The sequence below is a fragment of the Dysgonomonas sp. UBA7710 genome, assembly GCF_002482385.1.
GTDB lineage: Bacteria > Bacteroidota > Bacteroidia > Bacteroidales > Dysgonomonadaceae > Dysgonomonas.
On record NZ_DLFW01000039.1, the window covers coordinates 64,070 to 70,527 of the forward strand.

The 6,458-nt window shown below is 41.2% G+C and carries 4 protein-coding genes; all 4 read right to left on the minus strand.

Annotated features, from left to right (window positions below):
- Window positions 1-97: 97 nt before the first annotated feature.
- A complete protein-coding gene (nagB, locus tag B3317_RS12245) occupies window positions 98-889 on the minus strand; it encodes a glucosamine-6-phosphate deaminase (RefSeq protein ID WP_291111913.1) in 792 nt (263 codons plus the stop codon).
- A gap of 94 nt (window positions 890-983) precedes the next feature.
- Window positions 984-2,966: a glucosamine-6-phosphate deaminase gene (locus B3317_RS12250; protein ID WP_291111915.1), complete on the minus strand. Its 1,983-nt coding sequence runs from the start codon at window positions 2,964-2,966 to the stop codon at window positions 984-986.
- 53 nt (window positions 2,967-3,019) lie between these two features.
- Window positions 3,020-3,844 carry an ROK family protein gene (locus tag B3317_RS12255; RefSeq protein WP_291111917.1) on the minus strand — a complete coding sequence of 275 codons (825 nt, stop codon included), beginning with the start codon at window positions 3,842-3,844 and terminating at the stop codon, window positions 3,020-3,022.
- 373 nt (window positions 3,845-4,217) lie between these two features.
- Entirely contained in the window at window positions 4,218-6,275 is a 2,058-nt protein-coding gene (locus B3317_RS12260; RefSeq protein WP_291111919.1) for an acetate--CoA ligase family protein, read from the minus strand.
- Between the last annotated feature and the right edge of the window lie 183 nt (window positions 6,276-6,458).

The following is a 6,458-nucleotide window of genomic DNA, read 5'->3' on the forward strand; positions in this document are numbered from 1 at the left end:
AATTATTTGTTGAAGAACCAATTATTAAAGAAGAAGGATAAAAATAAAGGGAGGCTGTTATAACCTCCCCTGATATATTTGCAGATAATCTGAATGTCTAAAGATTATCTTTCTCAATATCTTTAAAATATTTATATGTACCCACTTTCAGTTCGTCCGTAGCTGCTTCATCACATACAATGATTCCTTTCGGATGCAGTTGCAGGGCGGTGATAGTCCACATCTGATTAACGGCTCCTTCCACAGCTTGTGCCAGGGCTCTGGCTTTATTGTGTCCGTTTACCATAATCAGGACTTCCTTTGCATCGAGGATTGTACCTACGCCAACCGTCACGGATGTTTTGGGAACCTTTTTTACATCATTGCTGAAGAATCGGGAGTTGGCTATAATTGTATCGTGGGTCAATGTCTTGATACGTGTGCGGGATGACAGGGATGAACCCGGTTCATTGAATGCGATATGTCCGTCCGGGCCTATTCCTCCAAGAAATAAGTCTACGCCGCCCACAGCTTTCATTTTAGCTTCGTAGGCTGCACACTCTGCTTCCAGATCAGAAGCATTGCCATTCAGTATGTTTACATTCGCAGGGTCTATATCCACATGGTTGAAAAAATTGCTCCACATAAAAGTATGGTAACTTTGCGGATGATCTTTTGGAAGTCCGACATATTCGTCCATGTTGAACGTAATTACATGCTTGAATGATACCCGTTTCTCCTGGTAGTGCTTAATCAAACCGTTGTACATGCCTAAAGGAGAAGATCCTGTGGGTAATCCTAAGACAAACGGCTTATCAGGCGTAGGATTAGCTGCATTGATTTTATTCACAACATAGTTAGCTGCCCATTGGGAAAGAGAATTGTAATCGGGTTGAATAATTAATCTCATGATATATCAGTGTTTTTTATATTATGGCAAGAAATAAGACAAACCTTCCAAAGATAACTCTTATATCCTGAAAGGCTTGCCTTTTGACTATAATTTATAGAGGATGATACTCTACAAAGGCTTCAATTGCTTCATATGAGGCAAGTCCTAACTGGCGGTACAGTTCTGCTGTAGCCTTATTCCTGTCTTCGGAGCGCTGCCAGAACAAACGTTCGTCATTTCCTAAAAACGGCGCACTTTCCATTTGCGATTGATGTTTTAGGATAGCATTCCGTTTAGAACGAAGTTCCTCCGGAGAGATAGGTACGGCCATTTCGATATGGTCTATTTCCCATTCGGCCCATGCACCACGGTACATCCAGAAACGACAGTCTTTAAGCCATTCTGCGCCTTTCAGTTCATCTACTGCTGCCAGGATGGCATCGAGACATACTTTATGTGTTCCGTGCGGGTCGGCCAGGTCTCCTGCCACAAATACTTCATGAGGCTGAACCGATTCCAGATATTTTTTCACAATTTCCACATCGGCCTCCGATATAGGGTTTTTCTTAATACGCCCTGTTTCGTAAAACGGAAGATCGAGAAAGGTTGTTTTATGTGTATCCATACCCACATAGCGGCAGGCTGTAGTTGCTTCCTGACGACGGATATGTCCTTTAATGAAGAGAATATCCGGAGTGTCTATATCTTCTTCGTCCTTGTCGTGTAGCAAATATTGAAGTATCTCCGCATACTTCTTTTTCAGGGACTCATTCCCTGCATCATATTTTCTTCTTACATCCTCAAGAAAAGATACATAGCGGATGACCTCTTCATCGCCTACGGCAATGTTGCCTGATGTCTGATAAGCAACATGGACATCGTGTTTCTGATCTACCAGTCTTTTAAAGGTTCCTCCCATAGAGATGACATCATCATCAGGGTGGGGACTGAAAATTATAACACGTTTAGGGTATGGTTTGGCTCTTTCCGGACGATTGGTGTCATCGGCATTCGGCTTTCCGCCCGGCCAGCCTGTGATTGTATGTTGCAGGTCATTGAATATCTTAATATTTACATTGTATGCAGAACCATATAAAGCAAGGAGTTCTTCCAGCCCGTTGTCCTGATAGTCCTTGTTCGTCAGCTTTAGTATCGGCTTATTAACCTTGAAGCATAGCCACACAATCGCTCTGCGGATGAGTTTATTGTTCCAGTCACAGTTTGTAACCAGCCACGGGTGATTGATACGTGTGAGTTCAAAAGCAGCATTCAGGTCGATATGTACTTTCGCATTTTCGTGAGCTTGCAGACACGAAGCAGGTATGGCATCCGACAGGGTTCCTTCTACCACATCTTTAACGCTCCCGGCTTTGTCTTCACCCCAGGCTATGAGGGCTATCTCTTTCGCTTTCATTATTGTGGCCACACCCATTGTAACGGCACTGACAGGTACTTTGTCTATAGTTCCGAATGTATTGACAGCCTCTTTCTTGGACTGTACATCCAATAGGATCAGACGGGTTTGTGAATTCATACTTGAGCCGGCAATGTTGATGCCAATGTTACCCGCACGTCCCAAGCCGAGCAGAAGATAATCTATTCCTCCTACATTGTGGATGGTTTGCTCATATGTTTTACAGTAGTTCAGAATTTCCTCCTTCGAAACAGAACCATCAGGAGAATATACGTTTTTAGGGTCTATATCAACGTAATCTAACAAAGATTCTTTTAATAGCTTCAGGTTGCTGTTAGATTGGGGCGCTATAGGATAGAATTCGTATATATTAAATACAATTACGTTTTTGAAGCTTAAATTCTCTTCTTTATGTAAACGGATAAGTTCCTGATAGACCGTTTGAGGAGAATGTCCTCCCGGGAGGGCAAGTACGAATGGTGATCCCGTAGCTTGTTTTTCTTTTATTTTTCGGGCTATTTCTCTCGCTATGTGCAAGGATGCTTCTACAGAGGACTCATAAATCTCGGTAGGCACTTTTTCGTAGCGGGTCAGGGCAGATAGCTCAAATTCATTCTCAGGACGGTAGTAACGAAGAGGTACTCTGTCCAATACAATTTGCGAACTTAAATCTAATCTCATATCAAAGGTTTTATATATAATTATTTATGAATAAACATTCTTGGTAAAATGGATTAAACAACAAGGGCTGCGGCTCCGAGCAAGTTGATATCCTCCTTCTTGGATAAAAGTATTTTCACACGCTCAACAGTTTCCTTAAATGGGAACTTATATACGCTTTCATACATATTATCCGCAAAAAGTTCGTATCCCTTTACTATATTACCTCCCAATATAATAGCTTGAGGATCATATGTAAAAAGAATGGTTTTTATAAGGTTGCCTATATGCTCGCCGAGTTCGTTCCACAGGGCTAGCATTTTGTCGTCTCCTTGTAATGCGAGTTCATAAGCCTCTTGAGCCGTCGTATTGTTCCGGACAAAAAATTTCTGTCCGCAATAACGTTCATAATCGGAGTACAGATAAGGAAGACTCCCTATTTCTCCGGCTCCTGTATTGTATCCGTTGTATAACTCATTGTTTATAATGATGCCGGCTCCAACCCCTATACTTAGTGTTACGCAGACAATGTCTCGGTAAAGGGTGCCTTCCCCGTAGTAACGCTCTCCAAACGCAAAGCAGTTGGAGTCATTGTTTACAAAAACCGGAATTCTGAATTCTTTCTCAAGGATATCTTTTAAAGGAACTTTTTTCCATGACGGAATGTTGATTGCATCCTGTATGATTCCTTTACTGGTTTTAACAATGCCCGAGACACCTATTCCTATGCCGCGAATGTTGGAGTTTATTATTGTGCCGATTGTTTCTATCAGATGGTCTATGATGACGCCCTCTGATTCGTCAGCCTTTGTGGGAACCACTAGTTTGCGGAATATTTGACCTCCATCAACAATTCCTAACCGCATGCTTGTGCCATCTATGTCTATTCCAATTCTCATAATGTTAAGAATGTAGTGCGTTAATTTGAGATGACCAACTAAATATTAAAATTATAGCTTGTTTTAAAGTATTGTCTTTAGCTGCAAGTGATACTTAATCAAACTCATCTCTTTGTTTTCCATAATAATACTACAAATATATACTTCTAAAGAGGAAAAACAGCAAATCAATTGTTAATTAACATCTAAAAACCAAAGATTGTTCGGCCGGCTCATTTTTGTTAATAGTTACATTGTTTTTAAAGTGTTAAGGACGGGTGTTATTGTTCCCGGATTATTTAATAATATAGAATTGTTGGTTGTCATATAAGAGTAAGCAGCGTTTACCTGAGATGTAAACGCTGCTTATTGTGTATCGATTAAAAGAATGCTTTTATTTTTCTATTCTTATTCTGGCATCCACAGCTATTACTTTATCTTCATTCGCCAATAGCGGATTAATATCCATCTCCTTTATTTCGGTGGCAAATCTTAATAGAATAGATAGCCGGACAATTATTTCTGTAAATAGCTTTTCATTTAGGCCCTTTTGCCCTCTGGTTCCCTGGATTATTTTGTAGGCTCTGAGAGAGCGTATCATGGATGACGCTTCGTTAAAACTTAAAGGGGCAAGTCCCGATGCCACATCTTTCAATATCTCCACAAAGATCCCACCCAGACCACACAAAACAATGTGTCCGTACTTTGACTCATATTTTGCCCCTATAAACAATTCCTGTCCCGAAAGCATCGGTTGTATCATAACTTCTGTAGTTTCCGGTATCTTCATTAATCTGTCGAATTCGAGAGCAAGATGATTGTCGGATCTTATATTGAGGACTACTCCTCCTACATCCGATTTGTGTACCGGCCCAACACATTTTGCTACTATTGGGTAGCCTATTTTATTTGCAAAGCTGATGGCTTCCTCTTTATTATTGGTAACCAGTTCCTGCACTTGAGGTATTCCGGCAGCGTCAAATAATTCCCTTATTGTATCACTGTCTATATATCCGTCCTGCGCATTGTCTATAATATTTCTGATGCGGGGAATATCTATTTTTATGTCCTCCATTTTTCCAACCGATGGAGGAGTCCATGATACTACTTTCGATAAGGCATTTGCTAAAGCATACTCGTCGGTAAAGTTTACATGCCCTTTTTTTACAAACTTGTCCATTTCCTGCGAGGCAGCGATAACCGATGGCAGGATCGGATAAATAGGCAGCTTGCATGTTTTTATTTTTTGGTCTAATATCTCATAGGCTTCAGCTACATTACTTACTCCCGGATTGCCGTATATGACGGCAATGCCATCAATTTCTTTGAAGCGTTTCTCGCAAAAATCAATACAGATAGCCATATGTTCTCCTGTTCCTGTTCCGATGATGTCTATAGGGTTGGATACGGCTGCTCCGGGGAGAAGGTGTTTTTTCAGTTCTGCCGCAAGTTCTTTATCCATCTCCGGAACGTCAATATTTCCTTTCGATAGGGCATCGGTCAGGATGACTGCGGGACCTCCGGCTTGAGTGATGATGGCCAGATTTCGTCCTTTTATTTCTTTAAGAGTGAGAACAGCGGCTACATTGGCCAGTTCTTCTCTGGAGTAGCAGCGGATAATTCCTGCTTTTCTGAAAAGTGCTTCCACGGCAGAATCAGAGCTTGCTATGGCTCCGGTGTGTGATGAAGCTGCCCGGCTACCGGAACTGGAACTGCCTGATTTTATGGCTGCAATTTTGCAGCCTTTCCGGATGAGAGATGCTGAATGATTTAGGAAGCGGTCAGGGTCCGCTATTTTTTCCAGGTATAATAGCTTGATTTTAGGGCTGGTTTTAGGATCGAATTCGTTGTCTAGGAATTCCAGGATGTCTTCAACACCTACCTGTGCCGCATTTCCGATAGACCATGCGGAATTGAATCTTAGACCAATACGCATAGCTGATTCTATAATATATGTAATAGTGCCACCCGAACTGGAGATGATGTCTACTCCTTGAGGGTCCAGGTTTGGAACCGGGCGGGTGAAAATGCTCTGATGCTTCGTATTGAAGAAGCCTGAGCAGTTAGGGCCGATCATGATTGCCCCGGCTTTGTTGACTATGTCTACTAATTCTTTTTCCAATTTAGCTCCATCTTCAGATTCCTCGCTAAATCCTGCCGAGAAAACAATGAAGGCTTTTACCCCTTTTTCTTTAGCCAGATACTCCACAGTCTGCAGGCATTGGTTTGCAGGGACTGAGATGATAGCCAGGTCGGTTTCAGGGATCTCCTCAATGCTTACATATGCTTTTGTGTCCTGTATGGAGCCTCCTCTGGCATTAACAACATATAAATCCTTATCAAACGTTCCCGTGGTTAAATTGTATAAGACGCTGCCTCCAGGTTTCAAAATGTTATCAGATGCGCCTACTACTACGATGCTTTTAGGGTTAATCAGCTGTTCATAGATCATAAATCGGTTGTTTAAGTGTTATTTTGCGTAAAAGTAGTGATTAATATGATATCTAAAGCTACCATATATATAATATAAAACATAAAAATAGTTGAACTTGTTTATGGAACGTCGCTTTCAAAACTATTTTGCCATTTATGTGATTTTTTTTATGTTTAATAACATGTTGTGAGATAAGGGTAT

What these genes read in the sequence shown, in the direction of transcription:
- B3317_RS12255 (WP_291111917.1), bottom strand. Translation starts at nt 3,844, where the DNA reads ATGAGAATTGGAATAGACATAGATGGCACAAGCATGCGGTTAGGAATT.
- nagB (WP_291111913.1), bottom strand. Translation starts at nt 889, where the DNA reads ATGAGATTAATTATTCAACCCGATTACAATTCTCTTTCCCAATGGGCA.
- B3317_RS12260 (WP_291111919.1), bottom strand. Translation starts at nt 6,275, where the DNA reads ATGATCTATGAACAGCTGATTAACCCTAAAAGCATCGTAGTAGTAGGC.
- B3317_RS12250 (WP_291111915.1), bottom strand. Translation starts at nt 2,966, where the DNA reads ATGAGATTAGATTTAAGTTCGCAAATTGTATTGGACAGAGTACCTCTT.